The sequence below is a fragment of the Epibacterium ulvae genome (assembly GCF_900102795.1).
Lineage (GTDB): Bacteria > Pseudomonadota > Alphaproteobacteria > Rhodobacterales > Rhodobacteraceae > Epibacterium > Epibacterium ulvae.
On record NZ_FMWG01000006.1, the window covers coordinates 237,726 to 257,798 of the forward strand.

The 20,073-nt window shown below is 52.3% G+C and carries 18 protein-coding genes and 1 tRNA gene; 9 read left to right on the plus strand and 10 right to left on the minus strand.

The features are described 5' to 3' along the window. Positions 1–4: 4 nt before the first annotated feature. Both BLP79_RS11670 and BLP79_RS11675 read left to right on the plus strand, forming a co-directional pair. Positions 5–1,414 (plus strand): DNA recombination protein RmuC, encoded by a 1,410-nt coding sequence (locus BLP79_RS11670; RefSeq protein ID WP_090219211.1) that lies wholly within the window; start codon positions 5–7, stop codon positions 1,412–1,414. A gap of 1 nt (position 1,415) precedes the next feature. Further along, entirely contained in the window at positions 1,416–2,708 is a 1,293-nt protein-coding gene (locus BLP79_RS11675) for an adenylate/guanylate cyclase domain-containing protein (protein WP_090219152.1), read from the plus strand. 2 nt (positions 2,709–2,710) lie between these two features. Here BLP79_RS11675 and BLP79_RS11680 read toward each other — a convergent pair whose 3' ends face one another. From BLP79_RS11680 to BLP79_RS11695, 4 genes are all read right to left on the minus strand, one after another. Next, positions 2,711–3,343, minus strand: a complete 633-nt coding sequence (locus tag BLP79_RS11680; RefSeq protein ID WP_090219154.1) for a glutathione S-transferase family protein — start codon at positions 3,341–3,343, stop codon at positions 2,711–2,713. A gap of 23 nt (positions 3,344–3,366) precedes the next feature. Beyond that, positions 3,367–4,020, minus strand: a complete 654-nt coding sequence (locus BLP79_RS11685; RefSeq protein ID WP_090219155.1) for a histidine phosphatase family protein — start codon at positions 4,018–4,020, stop codon at positions 3,367–3,369. Between the two features lie 107 nt (positions 4,021–4,127). Continuing rightward, on the minus strand, positions 4,128–4,376 hold the full coding sequence (locus tag BLP79_RS11690; RefSeq protein WP_090219157.1) for a WGR domain-containing protein: 249 nt from the start codon (positions 4,374–4,376) through the stop codon (positions 4,128–4,130). A gap of 84 nt (positions 4,377–4,460) precedes the next feature. Beyond that, positions 4,461–4,802: an SHOCT domain-containing protein gene (locus BLP79_RS11695; protein WP_090219158.1), complete on the minus strand. Its 342-nt coding sequence runs from the start codon at positions 4,800–4,802 to the stop codon at positions 4,461–4,463. A gap of 398 nt (positions 4,803–5,200) precedes the next feature. Between BLP79_RS11695 and BLP79_RS11705 the strand changes: the two genes are divergently transcribed. Then, positions 5,201–6,877: an ABC transporter permease gene (locus tag BLP79_RS11705; protein ID WP_090219162.1), complete on the plus strand. Its 1,677-nt coding sequence runs from the start codon at positions 5,201–5,203 to the stop codon at positions 6,875–6,877. A gap of 16 nt (positions 6,878–6,893) precedes the next feature. Here BLP79_RS11705 and BLP79_RS11710 read toward each other — a convergent pair whose 3' ends face one another. The 4 genes from BLP79_RS11710 to BLP79_RS11725 all read right to left on the minus strand — a co-directional run bounded on the left by BLP79_RS11710 (position 6,894) and on the right by BLP79_RS11725 (position 9,573). Next, positions 6,894–7,796: a CobW family GTP-binding protein gene (locus BLP79_RS11710; RefSeq protein WP_232716444.1), complete on the minus strand. Its 903-nt coding sequence runs from the start codon at positions 7,794–7,796 to the stop codon at positions 6,894–6,896. 235 nt (positions 7,797–8,031) lie between these two features. Further along, entirely contained in the window at positions 8,032–9,045 is a 1,014-nt protein-coding gene (locus BLP79_RS11715; RefSeq protein WP_090219214.1) for an extracellular solute-binding protein, read from the minus strand. A 241-nt stretch (positions 9,046–9,286) separates the two neighbouring features. Then, positions 9,287–9,412 (minus strand): type B 50S ribosomal protein L36, encoded by a 126-nt coding sequence (gene ykgO, locus BLP79_RS11720; protein WP_008755722.1) that lies wholly within the window; start codon positions 9,410–9,412, stop codon positions 9,287–9,289. An 86-nt stretch (positions 9,413–9,498) separates the two neighbouring features. Further along, a tRNA-Val gene (locus tag BLP79_RS11725) sits at positions 9,499–9,573 on the minus strand. 157 nt (positions 9,574–9,730) lie between these two features. Between BLP79_RS11725 and BLP79_RS11730 the strand changes: the two genes are divergently transcribed. Beyond that, positions 9,731–10,591: an N-formylglutamate amidohydrolase gene (locus tag BLP79_RS11730; RefSeq protein ID WP_090219164.1), complete on the plus strand. Its 861-nt coding sequence runs from the start codon at positions 9,731–9,733 to the stop codon at positions 10,589–10,591. A 27-nt stretch (positions 10,592–10,618) separates the two neighbouring features. On the opposite strand, the gene BLP79_RS11735 is transcribed toward BLP79_RS11730, so the two are convergent. Next, positions 10,619–11,881 (minus strand): DNA polymerase IV, encoded by a 1,263-nt coding sequence (locus BLP79_RS11735; RefSeq protein WP_090219166.1) that lies wholly within the window; start codon positions 11,879–11,881, stop codon positions 10,619–10,621. Positions 11,882–11,997: 116 nt separating this feature from the next. Between BLP79_RS11735 and BLP79_RS11740 the strand changes: the two genes are divergently transcribed. Beyond that, positions 11,998–12,417 carry an NUDIX hydrolase gene (locus BLP79_RS11740; protein WP_090219168.1) on the plus strand — a complete coding sequence of 140 codons (420 nt, stop codon included), beginning with the start codon at positions 11,998–12,000 and terminating at the stop codon, positions 12,415–12,417. A 414-nt stretch (positions 12,418–12,831) separates the two neighbouring features. Here BLP79_RS11740 and pyrF read toward each other — a convergent pair whose 3' ends face one another. Next, positions 12,832–13,539, minus strand: coding sequence for an orotidine-5'-phosphate decarboxylase (gene pyrF / locus BLP79_RS11745; protein WP_090219170.1), 708 nt, complete (start codon positions 13,537–13,539; stop codon positions 12,832–12,834). 329 nt (positions 13,540–13,868) lie between these two features. On the opposite strand from pyrF, the gene clpB reads away from it, so the two are divergent. From clpB to msrQ, 4 genes are all read left to right on the plus strand, one after another. After that, complete coding sequence (gene clpB / locus BLP79_RS11750; RefSeq protein ID WP_090219172.1) at positions 13,869–16,487, plus strand: ATP-dependent chaperone ClpB; 2,619 nt, start codon at positions 13,869–13,871, stop codon at positions 16,485–16,487. Positions 16,488–16,629: 142 nt separating this feature from the next. Further along, positions 16,630–18,120 carry an FMN-binding glutamate synthase family protein gene (locus tag BLP79_RS11755; RefSeq protein ID WP_090219174.1) on the plus strand — a complete coding sequence of 497 codons (1,491 nt, stop codon included), beginning with the start codon at positions 16,630–16,632 and terminating at the stop codon, positions 18,118–18,120. A 70-nt stretch (positions 18,121–18,190) separates the two neighbouring features. After that, positions 18,191–19,096, plus strand: coding sequence for a protein-methionine-sulfoxide reductase catalytic subunit MsrP (gene msrP / locus BLP79_RS11760; RefSeq protein WP_090219176.1), 906 nt, complete (start codon positions 18,191–18,193; stop codon positions 19,094–19,096). Beyond that, a complete protein-coding gene (gene msrQ / locus BLP79_RS11765; RefSeq protein WP_090219215.1) occupies positions 19,096–19,737 on the plus strand; it encodes a protein-methionine-sulfoxide reductase heme-binding subunit MsrQ in 642 nt (213 codons plus the stop codon). Before msrP ends, msrQ begins: the two co-directional genes overlap by 1 nt. The last annotated feature ends 336 nt before the right edge of the window (positions 19,738–20,073 follow it).

The window sequence follows — 20,073 nt, forward strand, 5'->3', positions numbered from 1 at the left end:
TTTTATGACCGAAGATCTTTTTCCCGTTGTTCTGATCGGCCTGCTGTTGGGGGGGCTTGTAATCGGCGCAGTATTGTTGCGCCGGGCGGTTTCACGGGTTGAACGCCTACAGAGCGAAGTTGCTGAACTGATGCGTCACAACGCTGATTTGCAGGCGGATAATGCTACCTTACATGCGGCAGCAACGCGGTTGCCTGAGGTTTTGGACGAAGTCACAACCTTACGACGCATCCATGAGAACGAATTGGTTGCTCGCCATAAGGCTGAGGCTGAAGTCAAAGCACTGACAGTGCAGCATGAGGCGCGACTGGAAGAATTGCGCCAGATGAACGCACAGCTCGAAAGCAAATTCTCGGCAATGGCGTCTGGTGTGCTTAAGCAGAATTCAGAAAGTTTTCTCAATCTGGTGAGTGAACGATTTCAGGCCCATAAGAAAACAGCTGATGCAGACCTTGCGCAGCGCCATGCCGCCATCGAAGGCTTGGTCAAGCCTTTGGATGAAAAACTTGGCCAGTTTGGTAAGCAGATCAAAGACATCGAACAATCCCGTAATGAAGCCTATGGCGCTATTCGCGAACAGGTCAAAACCCTATCCGAAGGGCAGGCGGCGCTTGGTGGAGAAACCCGTAAATTGGTGCAAGCCCTGCGTGCGCCCAAAACACGGGGCCGGTGGGGCGAAATGCAGATGCGTCAGGTCTTTGAAATGGCAGGCATGTCTGAACATGTAGATTACGAGTTGGAGAAATCTGTTAACACCGATGCGGGGCAACGTCGCCCGGATGCGGTTGTCCGCATTCCCGGTGGGCGGTCGATCATTGTTGATGCCAAAACTCCGCTTGAAGGTTACCTAGATGCGTTGGAAGCGGAAACCCCGGAAGAGCAATCAACCCATTTGCAGCGCCATTCAGCCCATGTGCGCACCCATGTGAAACAGTTATCGTCCAAAGCCTATCAGGCCGCATTGGGGGAAACGCCTGATTTCGTGGTGATGTTCATTCCCGGTGAAACCTTTGTTTCTGCCGCGGTTGAAGCGGATGCAGGGCTGATTGAATATGCCTTTGAAAATAAGGTTTTGATTGCAACCCCGACCACATTGATGGCCTTGGTTAAATCCATTGCTTATGGCTGGCAGCAGGAAAAAATGGCTGAGAACGCGATCGAGGTGCAAAAGACAGCGCGCGATCTATACGACCGTTTAAACACGTTTTCCAAGAATCTGGCTTCGGTTGGCAAGTCGCTGTCGTCTTCGGTTAATCATTACAATAAGGCTGTTGGATCCTTAGAGGCGCGCGTCATGCCGTCCGCCAGACGGTTCGAAGCGATGGGAGTTGTTGCGCAGGGTGGTGAGCTGGACAGCCCTGACGCTGTAGAGTTAGAGCCTCGTCAGATGACTTTGCTTGGATCAGATAATTAGAATGACGGCGGGGCTTTCGCCGCAAGAAGAATTGTTACGGCGCGCGCAAATTGATGCTGAGCGTGTGGTTGCTTTGTTGCGTATGTTAGTTGCGCTTGCGCTGTGGGGCGGTGTAATCCTAGCTATTGATGAATTTACTTTGGAGGCGCAGCCTTATCTGAAAACACAGATCATAATCGCAAACGTAATGATGGGATCTTATTTTCTGCTGGGAGCCGTCAGTTTTCTTGCGGTTCGCGCAGGAGTGTTTCGCCGTTGGATGATCTGGTTTGTTGCAACGGCGGATTGTGGTTTTCTTATCCTCAATACTTGGCTTAGTCTTAAGAATACATCCGTTCCAGGGGATATGTTGTTTTTAATGCCGGCCGTTTGGTTGGCACCTTTGGTGCTGGCTTTCAGTGTCCTACGCTTTAACCCTCGTATTCAGGCATATAGTGTTGCTTTGATTGTCGCGGGATTGGCATCTCTGTGTTTCGTGGTTAAAATTCCGGGTGACGTTGACATGTTGCCGCGGATCGAAACTGCGCTTGCGGCTCCACCGAATTTAATTCGTTTGTTTATGGTTTTCCTTGCAGGCATGGTGCTGGTCTTTGCGGCATTTCGCACCAATGCCCTGTTGCGGGTATCTATAGCGGCGACCAAGGAAAAAGCCTATCTGACCCGGTATTTACCCCGTAAACTTGTCGAGGACCTGACCGCTGCAGATCCAGAAGAATTACGTAACGGACAATTGTGTGAAGCCGCTATTCTATTTGCTGATATTCGCGGATTTACGCGATGGGCTGAAGGGCGTGCACCAGAGGAAATCGGAGCTTTTATCACTGAATTCCGCGAACGTGTTGAGCATGTTACGAAAGCACATGGCGGCGTTATAGACAAATATATAGGTGATGCGGCAATGGTGTTGTTTATGGATGGTTCCGTAGCAGAACGAGGACTGGCCTGTGGCAACGCTCTACTGAGAGAAATCACACTTTGGTCGGAGCTTCGATGCGAGCAGGGGTATACGCCGGTACGGATTGGTATTGGCTTGCATCAGGGAGAAGTCCTTGCAGGTGTTGTCGGCACAGAAGAGCGCCTAGAATATACGGTTTTGGGAGATACTGTGAATATCGCGTCTCGTTTGCAAGAGCAGTGTAAACAGGCCGAAGTTGATTTTATTACTTCGGAAACGGTTTTGGACTCTGCTGCAGTGCAAGAGGGGTGGCATTTCTTGCGTTCTGAAAAGTTGCGGGGCAGGGTTGGAGAGATCCGATTGTACGGGCTCTCTACCGTGCCAGAAAATCGATGTTAGCTCTAACTGAGCTTGGCATTGCTCAACATACCCTGTTCCCAAACCCGTTTCACAGAGGCGCGTTGTTCCATAGTTTTCATGAACGTGTGGATCTTGGGGAAATCCTCTGGATTAACGCCATCGCCCTTTAGCCAAGTGCAGATCACATAGAGGTAGATATCAGCAAGAGAGGCTGTTTCTCCCAACACATAGGGCTCTTTCAGGCCATATTTGGAGATGTAAGCACAGGATTCAGCCATCGTTTGAGGCACTTTGGCGGTCATATCCTCAAAAGAAGATGCGGCTGAGGCCCAGCGTGATCCGCGCATTTTATGCGCGTGGTTCACGTGCATTGTAGAGGCAAGATAGAACATAACTTCGCGCATTCTTGCCAAAAGCAGAGGGTCGCTTGGGCGCAGCTGAGCAGCGGGGGCAAGGTCTGCGATATATTCCAACAGCGCGCCTGTCTCTGTGAGAATACCGCCATCGACGACCAAAGCAGGTACGCGACCTTTGGGGTTTATCTGGCCAAAGGCGGCGCTTGCCTGTTCTTTGTTGGCGAAATCAATTCGGACTGCCTCATAGTCGAGACCTGCTTCTTCCAGTGCAATTGCGATGGCCACTGAAATGGTATTGGGAGCGAAATAGAGCTGCATGTTAAATCTCCGGAACGACAGAGTTACAGGTGCGTTCTTGCGTAGTGACGTTCGGGTGCATCAAGGTGAGGCACCGCGTTATAAAGATCGGGGTAGAGACGCCCATCCATTTGGTAAAAGCGGTGGAGCGAACTGTTCATGATGCCAAGTACGATATGAGCCGTGGCTTTGGCGTCCAGATCCAGACAATGACGCATCATCATGCCAATCACACCGCCCGAAGTGATAATGAGCGCAGGTCCGTGCCCGGCTGCAATTTCGCGCAGTGCAGCGTGCACGCGTGATGAAAAATCGGTCCAGCTTTCATACGGGGCCTCGATGCGACCTTCTGCCCAGGCAGAAAACACTTGTGGAATATGGGTTGCAAAGCCTTCCCGCTCTGTTGGAATGGCGAGGCCATGCTGTGCTTCCATCGCTTCGGAGAGGGAAAAATATTCCATTTCGTTGAGGCGTTTGTCTTCGGTACAGGATGCAGAGAAGCCCATACCATCTGCTGTTTCCCAATGGCGGCGCAGGGTGCCACAATAGACGCGGCTATACGTGGCTTGGGTTGTGCGAAGATGATCGCCCAGCCATTGCGCCTGTTGATGACCAAGCGGGCTGAGCCGATCATATGAGACTTCGTCGCGTGCGCCGGTGTTCGCCTGCCCGTGGCGTACTAGGGTAATGTGGCTCATGAGTATGGTCCTGCCTGCCTGTCACAGAAGGTCAGTGTTAAGGGAGGAGGAGCGAGGAGAAAAGAAGTATCGCATTCGTCGCCCCAGCTTCCTGTGCAACGTGGCTTTCAATGCTCATTCGGATGAGCATGCCAGCGTTGGTAGCCGCGTTCCATCATGCGATCACGATGTTCATCTGCTGCCAATGAGGCCTCTTTAAGGTTGTCAAAGAGATTGATGACCTGATGGCCATCATCTCCCGGATGGCCCCATTCTCTGAGCAGGGAGACTTCGCTGAACAGGTTCATGGCCAGCTCGATCCGGTAATAGCGCGCTGGGGTCGTTTCAGACTGTGCATACAGTAAACATATCGCCATACGCCCAGCTTATCCACAGCAGGGTATGGGATCAAGGATCTTCTATACCTTGTGTTGACTGGCTTTCGCGCCCCTAAGGATTGACTATTGGTTGCTCTGGACCTGCCGTGTGGCCAAAACAAGAACACCTGCTGCCAGCGAGAGCACCAATGTAAGGGCTAAGGTGAAGCTGCCGAGCAATGCCCCTAGTAGTAATGTCATCATGGCGACGCCGCAAAGGCCCATCGCGAGCAAAGGCCAAAATCCGGCATTCGAAGGCCGCTTTGGTTGTACTCTTCTATGAGGTCGCCGCGTTTCCGAGAGAAGGTTTGCCTCCTCAACAGAATCGTGAAGTTTAGATTTAGCGATCTGAAGCTCGGTCTCTGTGATCTCGCCTCTTGCTCGCGCCGCATCAAGCTGGCGCAATTCATCTTTGATTGCCGTCATGGCACCCACCCATTTTACCCAGATCCAGAATAGCAAAAAAACGGGTCAGACCTTAGGGAAATCGGTAATTTTCTGAGGTTTCGGTTAACCCTATTTGTTTGGTTTTAGATGGTTTATCCATTGTTTTTATATGGTTTTTCGTGGCACTGGCTGTGGAATTTCCAGTATGTGGCCTTTATTTTCATGATTTCTTACAAGATTTCCGTGGAAGCGCTTTGGGGGCGAGCGGGGCTTGTTTTGTTGCATTGACAATGGTCTGTTCTGAATGCGCCGTTGTGGAGCGTCGCCTTTGGTTAATTTTTTGGTTGCCCAGAAAGCCCGGCATTGCGGCGTTTTTCCAGCTGGTAATTCCGATTAAAATAATCGAAATAGAAGTATCCTGATGATGAGGCTACTTGATGACGCTCGCCCCTTCTCAAAAAGACTATGCGCCCCATGGCAGTCGACGTGGCAGCAAAAGCGGGAGCGGTCTTTTTGCGGGCATAGGATTGGGCGTGGCTGGCGCAAGCCTTTTGCCGATGTTGGCGGTTTTGCTAGCTGCTCTCACAGGTGGATTTGATACAGTTACACATCTCGCCCAGACGGTGATGCCGCGCTATGCGGGAACGACATTGCTTTTGGTTTTGATGGTCGGGGCAGGCACACTGTCGATTGGGGTTGGGGCAGCTTGGCTTGTGACGATGACCCGTTTTCCGGGCGTGCGGCTTTTTGAAATGCTGCTGGTCTTGCCGCTTGCTTTTCCAGCCTATGTTCTGGCCTATGCTTATACCTATATTCTGGACCACCCTGGTATTGTGCAATCCACATTGCGGGAGGTGATGGGTTGGGGACCGCGGGATTATTGGTTTCCAGAGATCCGCTCGCTTCCCGGTGCTGCATTGATGTTGGTTCTTGTGCTGTACCCTTATGTGTATCTGCTGGCGCGGGCGGCGTTTTTACAGCAGACATCTGGCGCGTTTCTTGCTGCGCGCGCTTTGGGGCATAGTTCTTTTTCCGCCTTTTGGCGGGTGAGCCTACCGATGGCGCGTCCTGCCATTGCATCCGGTGTCTTGCTTGCAGTCATGGAAACCATCGCGGACTTTGGTACGGTCGCTTATTTTGGAGTTCAGACCTTTGCCACAGGGATTTATACCAGTTGGTTTTCACTTGCAGACCGGGCTGGGGCCGCGCAACTGGCGTTATGTCTGCTAATTTTTGCGCTGTTCCTTTCAATGGGAGAGCGTGTAAGCCGAGGTAAAGCACGTTACCATCAGGCGGGCAAACAACACAGTCGGATGCCGCCTGCCGAGCTGACAGGCCTGCGTTGTTTTGTGGCTTGGGGCTTATGTAGCTTGCCAGTGGTGCTGGGATTTGTGCTGCCGGTTGTGATTTTGGTCAATATGGGGCTGGAATCTGAACAGAACTTACTGAGCCGCCGCTATATTGCGTTTATTCGAAATTCAATCACATTGGCCACAACAGCGGCGTTTGTGACAGTGGTCGCAGCGGTGTGTCTGGGTCTTTATCAACGGTTGCGGCGTGGCAAGATTTCGGCAGGCGCGGCTTATGTGGCGCGATTGGGCTATGCGGTGCCGGGAGGAGTGATTGCAGTTGGTCTGATGGTGCCTTTTGCAGTGTTCGATAATGCGCTGGATGCATGGATGCGGGCGACGTTTGACATTCGAACCGGCTTGTTGATCACGGGATCAATTTGGCTTTTGGTAATGGCGTATATGGTCCGGTTTCTGTCTGCTGCTCTTGGTGCTTATGAGGGCGGGCAATCGACGGTTCATATGAATATGGATGCGGCGGCGCGGTCTTTGGGGCACGGTCCATTAGCGATGTTGCGGCGTGTGCATTTACCTTTGCTGACGCCGAGTCTTCTCACGGCGTTGTTGATTGTCTTTGTTGACGTGATGAAAGAGCTGCCCGCGACGTTGATCATGCGGCCCTTTAATTATGATACTTTGGCCATTCAGGCCTATCGCCTTGCGTCAGACGAACGGCTGGAAGGCGCAGCTGTGCCATCGCTTGTCATAGTCGCAGTGGGGTTGCTGCCTGTAATCCTGATTTGTCGTCAGGTTGGACGGCGCTAGGCGGGGCTAACCCGGATCAACTGGTCCACCAGTTTTCGATTTGCTCTTTTGAAATGCGATCAGCTGGCCCCAGAGCAACCAACATAGTCTCGGTTGCATCGCAGCGCTTTGCCTCCACGTGACGCCCTACAATATGTAAACTGTAGGCACCACCACTGGTTAGGACAAAGCCCTTCATACGATACAGACCTGCTGGGCGCTCTGCTAGTTTTTCGCCAAGCCGGCGGCGATCTAGAGGCGTGTCGCTTTGATGGTACCAGGTGGTGTAGGAGGGATGAACCACCGGCTTTTTCCCGCGCGGCAAGGGAATGACATCAAACAAGAGATCGGCCACCGGGGCGGCATTCAGAAGTGTTGGGCTTCTGGCCCCAAGTTTTTGCAGCTGTTTACTAAAATCAGGTGTTGTGTCTTGAGCCTTATTGATAAGCACTAGATCTGCACAGCGAATTTGCTGTGCAACCTGTGCTTCAAGTAAGGGGTCCGACAAAAGTTCAGGGCCATTGATCGCGTCAACCAGCGTTACAATCCCATTGTACCGTAAACTGCCCTGCGCAATGACAGAGTTGGCAATCGCAAGTGGATCCGCAATTCCGCTTGCTTCGATCACAAGATGATCCGGTTTATCGGCCCGAGCCAAAACCTGAAAAAGCGCCTCTGTCAGGTCATCGCCCATCGTGCAGCAGATGCAGCCGTTGTTCAGTGCAATGCTGTCGGCATTATTGGCTTGAATTAAATGATCATCGATATTGATCGCGCCAAAATCATTGACGATGACTGTCAAGTTTAACCCGTGAGGTTCAGCAAGCAAACGATTGATCAGTGTTGTTTTGCCGGCCCCTAGATAGCCACTTATGATTGTGACTGGAATGCGTCCCGTACCCGCGCGCGGCATGTCACCGTTGCGCCCAATAATACTCATATTACCTATCCTAATGCTTCCCAAGCGATCTTTACGCAGCACTCTTGAATGGAATCAAGGTTTGTACATGGGTCAGAAACGGGGCAAAGTTCGTGTTCTTGTAAAGTCCATTTTCTTGATACGGCGATAGCGCCGGGTACAAGTTTGTCGTGCTTCTACCCTCAGTCAGGGCGTTGCGCCAATAAAAAAGGGCGCGGAAAATCCACGCCCTTATGAGTTTTGCTTAAAAAGAAATTTATTTCCAATTTACTTCGTTGAAGATTTTCTGAGCGGTTGGGATGTTTTTTGCCACGTCTGACAAAACAACAGTATCCGCTTTGAATGAGCCAAGCGCTGAGACACTTGGTGCCAGCTCTACGTCGGAGACAACCGGGAATTCATCATTGCCGTTTGAGAAGTATTGCTGTGCTTGGTCTGATGCGAGGTATTCTAGGAATTTGATCGCGTTATCTTTGTTTGGAGCGTGAGCGGCAACACCACCACCGGACAGGTTCATGTGCGCACCTTCCGCGTCCTGTGAGGGAAAGACCCAGCCCAACATGTCGCGTTTGTCAGAAACACCTTTGACATCTTTGCGGATTGAACGTGCAAAGTAGTAAGAGTTTGAAACTGCGATTTCACATTCACCTGAGATCACACCGCGCAGCTGGTCTGTGTCACCACCTTGGGGCGCGCGCGCCATGTTTGCAACAACTCCAGCCGCCCAGTCTTTTGCGATGTCTTCGCCGTGATGGGTCACGATTGAAGCCAGCAGGGTCTGGTTGTAGGTATTGGTTGAAGAGCGAATGCAAACTTGGCCTTTATAGTCGGGCTTTGCAAGATCCAGATATGTGGCAGGTGGGTTGGTCACGTCTTCTTTGTCAAAGAAAACAATGCGGGCACGTTGCGAGAAGCCGAACCACTGATTGTCGCTATCTTGCAGATTGGTCGGAATTTTTTCTTCCAGCAGGGCGCTGTCGATAGCCTGCAGGATGCCTGCGTTTTTCGCACGTGCCAGACGGGAGGTATCAACTGTCAGCAGGATATCAGCTGGTGAATTTGCACCTTCGGACTCCATCCGCGCAATCAGCTCGTCTGCTTTGCCTTCGATGCGGTTGATGGTGATGCCAGTGGCGTCTTCAAAATCGGTGTAGAGACGTTCATCCGTGTCATAGTGACGTGAGGAGTAGAGGTTCAGCTCACCTTCGGCGGCGGCAGAAGTTGCAACGATGGCGGTCAAAGCGCCAGCCAGCAGATGTGTCGATTTCATCGTCATGTTTCCCAGATTTCATAATAACAGGTGCAGTTAACCTGACTGAAACTGTCAATTAACCTATTCTGGGTGGGATGCAACTCTTTTCTGAGTGATTTACTCGGATAGTTTGATTTGGACAATTTGATTGTGTTGGGATGAAGCGGGCTGACCCTGTGGCAGCGTGCGAAATTGCTACTGATTGAAAACAAAAAAACCGCATCGAATGATGCGGTTTTTTATAAACTATTTAGTGATTTTAACCCTGACGCGCTTTGAATTTGCGCTGGGTCTTGTTGATCACATATACGCGGCCCTTGCGACGCACAATGCGGCAATCACGGTGCCGGTTCTTGAGCGAGCGGAGCGAGTTCTTGACTTTCATAGCCATTCTCCTGTTCTGCGGCGCGCGAACCAGCGCCTGGGTTACGGATGTCGGGATCTCACTATAAGATCGCAACAATGAAATCATGGTGGGCGATACAAGGTTCGAACTTGTGACCCCTTCGATGTCAACGAAGTGCTCTACCACTGAGCTAATCGCCCATGATTACCTACGTTTCACATCTGCCCCAAATAAATGGGGCGCGGTGTTCCGCGCCGGTGAAGGGGTCTATAATAAGAGTCGCGCATAGGTGCAAGAGCTTTTGAGAAGAGAATTTTCCCTCTATGCTAATTGTCAGCGCATATTCGTGGAGGATGTATGTCAGAGGCGACCTTTGTATTGGAAATGCCGCGAATCCGTCGGTCAGGCGTTGTTTTTGCCTCACCACATAGCGGTGACAGGTATGATGACCTGCTGTTCCCCAAAACGATTCTCGAAACCCCACAGATTCGCAGTTCAGAAGATGCGTTTGTTCACCAGTTGTTTGATTGTGTGCCTGAGCTTGGCGCGCCGTTTCTGCGCGCGATTGCACCAAGGGCTTATCTGGATCTTAATCGGGCCACTGATGAATTGGACCCGGCACTGATTGCAGGGCTACCAAAGCGGGGGCAAAACCCACGAATTGCTTCGGGGCTGGGCGTGATACCGCGTGTTGTTGCGGGGGGGCGTGCGATTTACCGTGGTAAACTGTCGATGGAAGAGGCACGCAGGCGCATTCATCGCTACTGGCATCCGTATCATGCGCAATTGCGTCGGTTGATGGAAGCAGCTTCACGCGAGTATGGCGTTGCGATTCTTATTGATTGTCATTCCATGCCTCATGAAGCGGTGTCTGAGACACGGCTTGCGAATGGAAAGAAGCCGGATATCGTGCTTGGGGATCGTTTCGGGGCCTCTGCATCGGGTCATTTGGTCGATCAGATCGAAGCAGCTTTTGTAAGAGCCGGGTTAACTGTTGTGCGTAATGCGCCGTTTGCAGGTGCGTATATTACGCAGACCTATGGGCGCCCATCGCGCAACCAGCATGCGATTCAGATTGAGATCGATCGTGCCCTCTATATGAACGAGGCGAAGGTTGAGCCACATGAAGGGTTTGCTCCGCTGCAAGCCGTCTTGCGAACTGTGGCTTCTGATCTTATCGAATTGGGACGAGATTGCAGTGATCTGGCGGCTGAGTAGCGTGTTGTTCCATGTGAAACGATGCCTTTAACGCAGGGCCCGGCCTTTCACGATGATGTCAGCGCCGAAACGCTCACGAAGTGTATCTGTCGCGCGCTCTGCTTGGGCGCGCTTCCCAGCGTCAGGGTCTAACAGATCGCCTGTCATTTCGGCCTGTGAAGCTGGAACAAGGTCAGACAGCCCACAGCCGAGTAGGCGAAATGGACCTTCTGAGACGGCCCCATCCAACAGTTCGCGTGCGTGACGATAGATTTGATCCGCGATTTGTGTTGCATCACGCAGTGTGACGCGGCGCGTGAGGGTTGAATGATTTGCCCGTTTCAGTTTCAGTGTGACAACCTGCCCGGCCAGGGATCTTGCTTTGGCACGCGAAGAAACCTTTTCTGCCAATCGCCATAAATGCCCATCCAGTATGGTCAGGTGTGAGGTGTCTTCGAAAAAGGTTGTCTCATTTGAGATTGATTTAATTGGGCTGCGTGCTGAGACGCGCCGTTTGTCTTGACCGCGTGCAAGATGCCACAGCCGCTCCCCCATGCTTCCAAATCGAGCGCTGAGGTCACGTCTTTCCCATCGCAACAGGTCTGAGAATGTGTGAATGCCAGCTTTATTAAGGGATTCTTGGCCCGCGGGACCGATTCCCCAGATTAATCTGACAGATTTATCACGTAGAAAATCACCGGTTTCAGCGCGACCAATCACAGAAAACCCGCGCGGTTTATCCAGATCAGAGGCAACCTTTGCGAGGAACTTGTTGTGGCTGAGGCCAATGGATCCGGTAATCCCCAGTTCATCCTTCATCCGTTTCACGAGACGCGAAAGCATGACGGCGGGGGGGGCGCCATGGAGTTTTTCGGTGCCTGACAAGTCCAGAAAGGCCTCATCAAGGGAGAGAGGTTCGATCTCCGGGGTCAGTTCATGCATCATCGCGCGGATGTCCCGACTGATCTCAGCATATAGAGACATACGGGGTTTGATCACCACGGCATCTGGGCACAACTTTAGTGCTTGAAACATCGGCATGGCAGAGCGGACGCCACGAATGCGGGCGACATAGCATGCGGTTGAGACAACGCCGCGCTTGCCTCCCCCGATGATCACGGGTTTGTCTGCCAGCTCTGGATTGTCGCGCTTTTCGACACTGGCATAAAAGGCGTCGCAATCCATATGCGCGATGGAAAGGGCAAAAAGTTCATCATGCGATTTTAGACGTGGCGCGCCACAGTTTGGGCAACGCCGTCCTGTGGGGGGCGTGTCAAAGGTTGTGAGACATTCGCGACATAAAGTTTGCATAGAACGTGGAGGTGGGGCTTGCGCCAGACCAATGGCCTGAGTCTATTGATGATGGAATGTAACCTAACGCGTGCAGAAAGCAGAGTCTTTATGGGATCGGCACATTGAGAGGGACAATGGATTTTATCGGTGCGAAACTTGCGGTGTTTCTTGGCGATAAGGTGTTAGTGGTTTTGCGGGATGATAAGCCGGATATTCCCTTTCCCGGATATTGGGACTTGCCCGGTGGAGGGCGCGAAAACGACGAAACGCCTGCCCAATGCGCGCTGCGCGAGACCGAGGAAGAGGTTGGTTTGAAGCTGGAAGAGATCGATCTTTTATGGTCGCGGTCTTATGAGGCGGAGGGAAAGCGATCTTGGTTTTTTGTCACCCGACTTCCTGCAGATATGGAACGAGACATCCGGTTTGGCGATGAGGGCCAGCGTTGGGCCTTGATGGACGCGGAGACATTCTGTGCGCATCCCAAAGCCGTCCCGAATTTTAAGTCGCGTCTGTTGGATTATTTGGGTGAAAAATCTGTTGATCTTTGGGAGTGACAGACAAAGCCCCCCGCTGAACGCGGGGGTAGGTTGACAAGCTACAGGAAGAAAGAGCCTGTCAGGGGAGTGTCTCAACCTTAGAATCCGTAAGAGAGGCCGCCGGATCAAATTTTGATGTGTATTGATACAAATGCCGAAAGAAAGCTGTGTGTTTTAAGACACAGGTTTGAGTGCGGTATTGCAAGCGGCGCGCCTGTAAAAATGAGGTACTGAAAGGCATTAGGTGAAAGCAGCAGGGGTTTTTCCTGCTGCCCGCCGAAGTGGTGTTTGAAAGAAAATATTCTTTTCGTTCTGCCTATTTTTCACTCGTTTCTGAGTGGTAATACAAGATATTGCAACGCTGTTTAAGTTGTAGCCCTACTTTGCTTTACGTCTGCAGTGAGAAGGGTGAGGGAGTCAGCGGAGTACTATTTATGGGTTTCGCAGTTCCTGTTGAATGCTCAGGGCAGCGGTTTTGGGGTTTTCTGCTTGCCAGATTGGTCGCCCTACCACGATGTGGTCCACCCCGTCTTTGATCGCTTGAGCTGGAGTTGCGACGCGTTTTTGATCGCCAAGCGCTGCACCAGCAGGGCGTACGCCCGGGGTGACGATGAGTTTGTCTTGAGCTTCTGGCAAGGCGCGGATGAGAGCGGCTTCTTGAGGGCTTGCGATAACCCCGTCTGCGCCTGCGGACAATGCACGGCCTGCGCGCTCTTGGACGAGATCTTTGATGTCGCCGGGTTTGATCAATGCGCCATCCAGATCAGCACGATCCAAAGAGGTGAGAATTGTGACGGCCAGAATTTTCAAATCTTTGCCTGCAGCGCCTTCTTTGGCGGCCTTCACAACATAAGGGTCGCCGTGGACGGTCAGAAAATCGAGATCGAATTGCGCCAGGCCGCGCACCGCATTTTCGACAGTTGCGCCGATGTCAAAGAGCTTCATGTCAAGAAAAATGCGTTTTCCGTGTTCTTGCTTCAGTTCATTGGCAAGGGCCAGGCCGCCACCAGTGAGCATTCCAAGACCGATTTTGTAAAAAGAGACGGCATCACCCAATTGTTCAGCCAGTTTGAGGCCTGCGATTGCGTTTGGCACATCCATTGCAACAATCAAGCGATCATCTGTGGGCGACTGCGTCATGAGGTTTCCTTTCAAAGGGCGGTTTGGCACGAAATTGGCGTTTCATACGCCTGCAGGCTGGCAACGGCAAGAATTTGTAGAGACAGGAGAGAGGCTCCCGCATCTGAAGCTGTCCTATCGGACAGATTACAGATTTTGGGCCAGGCATCGCGCCGCGGCGCGATGTGGTCGGAGATGATCGCAGTGTCAGGGAATTCCTCATTCTTTTGCGGTATTCTCCTCTTGAAGCGGGATAAAAACTGCCCAAATCTGAGAGTAAGGTTCGAACCGGGACGTGCTGCCAATGTGGGCGTCAAACCGATCCGAACGCTTACAGAAGGAGAGATAAGATGGACTTGAACAAGTTCACTGAACGCGCGCGCGGTTTTGTGCAGGCGGCGCAGACGATCGCTTTGCGCGAAGGGCACCAGCGTATGGTGCCGGAGCATATCCTCAAAGCGCTGATGGATGATGACCAAGGGTTGGCCAGCAACCTCATTGCCCGTGCGGGCGGTACGTCAGCGCAGGTTGTTGAGGCTGTGGAAGCCGCAGTCGCAAAACAGCCTAAGGTTTCAGGGGATGCTGGGCAAATTTATATGGATGGTCAAACCGCCAAAGTCATGGATGAGGCGGTAAAAATTGCGGAAAAGGCTGGCGACAGTTTTGTACCCGTTGAACGTCTTTTGATGGCGTTGTGCCTTGTAAAATCAAAGGCCAAGGATGCTTTGGTCGCAGGGGGGGTTTCAGCGCAATCTTTGAATGAGGCGATCAATGACATTCGCAAAGGCCGCACTGCGGATAGCGCGACAGCTGAAGATGGATATGAGGCGCTCAAGAAATACGCGCAGGATCTGACCGAACGTGCACGGGCTGGTAAGATTGATCCCATTATCGGGCGGGATGAGGAAATCCGCCGTGCCATGCAGGTACTAAGCCGCCGCACCAAGAACAATCCGGTGTTGATTGGTGAACCGGGTGTGGGCAAAACGGCAATTGCCGAAGGTATGGCTTTGCGGATCGTCAATGGGGATGTGCCAGAATCCTTGCGGGACAAACAGCTCTTGTCTTTGGATATGGGGGCGTTGATTGCGGGGGCCAAATACCGGGGTGAGTTTGAAGAACGGCTCAAAGCGGTATTGACTGAAGTAGGCGAGGCCGCTGGTGAGACCATTCTGTTTATCGATGAAATGCATACGCTGGTTGGTGCGGGAAAATCAGATGGCGCGATGGATGCGGCGAATCTGATTAAGCCAGCTCTTGCAAGAGGGGAGTTGCACTGCATTGGTGCGACCACGCTGGATGAGTATCGCAAGTATGTCGAAAAAGATGCAGCGCTTGCGCGGCGGTTTCAGCCGGTTGTGGTGCAAGAGCCAACAGTTGAAGATACGGTTTCGATCTTGCGGGGTATTAAAGAAAAGTATGAACTGCACCACGGGGTGCGTATCGCAGATGCAGCGCTTGTAACGGCTGCCACGCTTTCAAATCGGTATATTACCGATCGTTTCTTACCTGATAAGGCGATTGATCTTGTGGATGAGGCCGCGAGCCGTTTGCGGATGCAGGTGGATAGTAAACCCGAAGAGCTGGATGCGCTGGACCGCCAAATTTTGCAGTTGCAGATCGAAGAAGAGGCGCTGAAGCTGGAAGATGATACAGCCTCAGCGGATCGTTTGGATCGGTTGCAAAAAGAGCTGTCGGATCTGCAGGAGCAATCTGCCGAGATGACGGCACAATGGCAGGCAGAGCGAGACAAACTTGCCTCGGCGCGGGATCTGAAAGAGCTACTGGATAAGGCGCGCGCAGATCTGGATATTGCCAAGCGTGAAGGCAATCTGGCCCGTGCGGGTGAGCTGTCTTATGGGGTTATCCCGGATCTGGAAAAGCAGCTTTCTCTGGCAGAAGCCCAAGAAGAAAAGGGTTTGATGGTCGAAGAGGCTGTGCGCTCGGAGCAGATCGCCGCGGTGGTTGAGCGGTGGACGGGGATACCGACCTCGCGCATGCTGGAAGGCGAACGGGAAAAGCTGTTGCGGATGGAAGATGAATTGCACCAGCGTGTCATTGGTCAGAAAGATGCGGTGACAGCCGTGGCAAATGCGGTACGTCGTGCACGCGCTGGGCTGAACGATGAAAACAGGCCATTGGGATCATTTCTGTTTTTGGGGCCGACCGGTGTTGGCAAAACCGAACTGACAAAAGCAGTTGCTGAGTTTCTGTTTGACGATGATCATGCGATGGTGCGCGTTGATATGTCGGAATTTATGGAAAAGCACAGTGTTGCGCGTTTGATTGGGGCCCCTCCGGGCTATGTCGGATATGATGAGGGGGGCGTTTTGACCGAAGCGGTGCGTCGCCGCCCCTATCAGGTGGTGCTGTTTGACGAGGTGGAGAAAGCCCATCCGGATGTGTTCAACGTGCTGCTGCAGGTTCTGGATGATGGGATGTTGACTGACGGTCAGGGGCGTACAGTGGATTTCAAGCAAACGCTTATTATCCTGACATCCAACCTTGGGGCGCAAGCGTTGAGCCAACTGCCAGATGGTGCGGACAGCACGCAGGCGCGGGCGGATGTGATGAATGCGGTGCGCGGACATTTCCGACCTGAATTTTTGAACCGATTGGATGAAACCATCATCTTTGATCGTCTGGCACGCGAGGATATGGACGGCATTGTTGATATCCAGATGAACCGACTGCTAAAACGACTGGCTGGGCGTAAAATCGCCTTGGATCTGAACGAAGCGGCGCGGACCTGGCTGGCGGATGAAGGTTATGATCCTGTGTTTGGTGCGCGCCCTCTCAAGCGGGTGATTCAGCGTGCTTTGCAAAATCCTTTGGCGGAACTTCTTTTGGCCGGTGAGATCACGGAGGGTGATACTGTGCCTGTGACCGCAAGCTCTGAAGGGTTGATGCTGGGAGATCGTCTGTCAGCGCATGGAAAGCCACGTCCAGAGGATGTGGTTGTACACTGATTTCGGTTCTGCCCGCTGGTAAAATGGCGGGCGACCTGTCTGTTTCATATGGAACGCAGCACATATGCGTGAACTGCTCTGGTTCGGCGTGTAAAAAAGACCCATTATTGGGAGGAATATTTAGGCACCAAGAGGGCACCAAATGAGCTTTGCAATGAATACCATGTCATTTTTGGCGATCAGTTTTGTCATGTTGGTGGGCGTGTTGGTGCTGGTTGCACTTTACATGTATGTGGCTGACCGTAGCCAGCATGGTGATGCAATCCGGCGTAATTACCCGGTGATCGGCCGTTTTCGGCATTTGTTCTCTGAGTTAGGCGAGTTCTTTCGCCAGTATTTCTTTGCGATGGATCGTGAGGAGATGCCGTTTAACCGGGCGCAACGTGACTGGATATCACGCGCTGGCGCTGGCGAATCTAACACGGTTGCCTTTGGTTCAACCCGCAATACCTCGGTTCCAGGCACGCCTATTTTTGTGAATGCACCATTTCCACCATTGAACGATCAATATGCATGTACAGAAACGCTTGAGATTGGTCCGACTGCACGGACACCCTATCAGGCACCATCTTTTTTCAATATTTCCGGTATGAGCTATGGCGCTTTGTCACGGCCTGCTGTGATCGCGCTGAGTAAGGGTGCCAAAGACGCAGGTGTTTGGATGAACACTGGGGAAGGTGGGTTGAGCCCTTACCATCTGAAGGGGGGCTGTGACATCGTTTTCCAGATTGGGACTGCGAAATATGGGGTGCGTGATGCTGAAGGCAATCTGAGCGATGAGCGTTTGGCAGAGGTCGCAGCCTACCCGACGGTTCGCATGTTTGAAATCAAACTGGCGCAGGGGGCAAAGCCCGGCAAAGGCGGTATTTTGCCTGCCGAGAAGATCAGCGCAGAGGTGGCAGAGATTCGTGGCATTCCTGAAGGACAGTCCAGTATTTCCCCCAATCGTCATCGTGAGATTGATTCTTATGATACGCTGTTGGATATGGTCGCTCATGTCCGAGAGGTGACAGGTAAACCAGTTGGCATCAAAACCGTCGCAGGATCTGAGATTGCTTTGCGTGAAATGTTTATGTGTTTTGCGATGCGTCGTGACGATGTGCCTGACTTTGTTACAATTGATGGTGGTGAGGGCGGGACCGGTGCGTCCCCCATGCCGTTAATGGACCTGGTGGGTATGTCTGTACGCGAAGGCCTGCCTTTGGTGTGTGATTTGCGGGATGAATACGGATTCAAAGATCGCATTCGCCTGATCGCAAGCGGGAAGCTTGTGAATCCGGGTGATGTGGCTTGGGCCCTTGCTGCAGGTGCGGATTTTGTCACGTCGGCACGTGGCTTCATGTTCTCGCTTGGCTGCATTCAGGCGTTGAAATGCAACAAAAATACCTGCCCGACGGGGATCACAACCCATGACCCAAGATTTCAAAAGGGCTTGGTGATCTCAGAGAAGTATAAGCGCGTTAGTGCTTATGCGACATCAATCGTGCAGGAAGTTGAAACGATTGCGCATTCGGTTGGTGTGTCAGAGCCTCGTGAAATGCGCCGCCGCCATGTTCGCATCGTTGAAGAGGGTGGGCGCTCTCGACTGATGAGTGACATTCAGCCAAGCTACAAAACTCTCGCGAAAACGTGAGCCGATATTCTTTGAGTGGTAACGCACGGGCGAGTACACCAAAGGTCTGAGATTACAAAAGGAGAGCATTATGGCGCGCCGTTGGACCAATGACCTGACACGGGCTGATATCACCCCGGAGAACCTTTTTGTGAACCGGCGTCAAATCATGGCGGGTCTTGCGGGCGCAGGTCTTGCAGGCTTGGTCGGGAATACGGCACAGGCGCAAGAGGCTCTGGAGCCAAACTCGTTCGAAGATATCGCATCCTATTGCAATTTTTATGAGTTCGGCACTGGCAAAGGGGATCCTTCTCAGTATGCGCATCTCATGACGACTGAACCGTGGTCGGTCAAAATTGATGGGATGGTGGATAAGCCGGGTGACTATGCACTTGAAGACATCCTGAGTGAGATGACCATCGAAGAGCGCATCTACCGGTTCCGCTGTGTGGAGGCCTGGTCGATGGTGGTGCCATGGAATGGATTTGAACTGGCAGATCTTTTGCAAATGGCAGGTGTGCAAGAGGGGGCGAAATATGTCTCCTTTGAAACCCTCTACCGCCCGGCGGAGATGCCAGGCACTGCGGTGCCTGTTCTGGAGTGGCCGTATCGCGAGGGATTGCGCTTGGATGAGGCAATGCATCCGCTGACACTCATGGCAACTGGGCTTTATGGGAAACCACTGCCCAACCAAAACGGCGCGCCTTTGCGTTTGGTGGTGCCATGGAAATATGGCTTTAAATCGATCAAATCGATTGTGCGTATCACCTTGAGCGATCAGGAGCCACCGACCAGCTGGAATATGGCGAACCCGCGCGAGTATGGGTTCTATTCAAACGTTAATCCAAATGTGAATCATCCCCGTTGGAGCCAGGCGTCTGAACGTCCTCTGGGCGGAGGTATCTTTGCCAAGCGTAAGCCGACACTCATGTTTAATGGCTATGAAGAAGAGGTCGCCTCCCTCTATGAGGGCATGGATCTGCGGGAGTTCTTTTGATCAGCCCCCTGAATAGCTGGATCCGCCGTCTCCCGGTTTGGGTTGTTTACCTGCTTGGGGTGCTGCCTGCGCCCTGGCTGTTTTATCTTGGTCTGATTGGTGATCTGGGCGCTGATCCAGTGAAGGCGATTGAACATCGTTATGGAGAGCTGGCGCTGCAGTTGGTGATCGCAGGGCTGGCAATTACCCCTTTGCGGCGCCATCTTGGACTAAACCTGATGAAGTTTCGCCGGGCGATTGGTCTGTTGTGCTTTTTCTATGTGAGCTGTCACTTGCTGGTCTGGTTGGTGCTGGATGTGCAAATTCTCAACCAAATCCTGACCGACATCCTGAAACGGCCTTATATTACGCTGGGTATGCTTTCGTTTATTGCGATGGTTCCTTTGGCGGTTACTTCTAATAATGCATCAGTCCGGGGGCTTGGTCGTCGCTGGCAGCGTTTGCACCGGTTGACCTATCTGGCTGCCGTTTTGGGCGGGCTGCATTATGTTTTGTTGGCAAAAGGCTTTCAGGTTGCCCCCTTGATTTATCTCGGGATGATTTTGTGTCTCATGCTTATTCGCGTGGGGGGGGTATTGATTGATTGGTTTTGGTTGGTGTTGGATGCGGTGCGTTGTGCGTTGGTTCGACGCCTAAGCTAAAGTATTGATTTTGGTTATTTTTGTAATTCTGTCATTTTTCTTATGATTAGGGGTTGCGAGTCGGTGTTAGTAGGTCTAGAAGGCCTCTCACCGGCGGCGCTGAGGCGCACAACGGGGCGGCGGAGACGCTGCTAGGGACGCTCCGGAGAGACGGGGATTGACGGATCGGAGAGACGATTTGACGCTTAGGAAAGACTGGGGCATTTGGAGAGATTTGGTGGCTGTGTGCGCTGAGAGATTGGCGTTACGGTCCTGTTTTTGACCTCTGGGTGTTTGCTCTTTGACATTGATAGATAACTGAAGAGATATGTGGGCGGTTTGGTTCATTCGATGGAT